The following is a 262-nucleotide window of genomic DNA, read 5'->3' on the forward strand; positions in this document are numbered from 1 at the left end:
GATATCTAAAGGTACTCTTTTGTTTCTAGCTGTATAAACGCTTCGGTTTTATACAAAGCTTTTTCGTATTTGAACATCCCCTCTGTACTTCATTTACGATAACAGAAAAATAAGGGAGGTCACGCACATGACAGCTGAAACAGAACGCATAGGAGTCAAAGGAGGCATGGAATACTCTTTTGGCTTTCAAAAAATTGATGAAGCGCAAAAACAATCCATGGTTGATGGTGTATTTCACTCTGTCGCTGAAAATGATGATAAG

The 262-nt window shown here is 37.8% G+C and carries 1 pseudogene; it reads left to right on the forward strand.

The window, feature by feature from the left end:
• Positions 1 to 127 precede the first annotated feature (127 nt).
• Positions 128 to 262: pseudogene (locus ACFIK8_RS12525) on the forward strand (bifunctional demethylmenaquinone methyltransferase/2-methoxy-6-polyprenyl-1,4-benzoquinol methylase); the annotation flags it as partial.

The organism is Bartonella sp. MR168JLCBS, assembly GCF_042194175.1.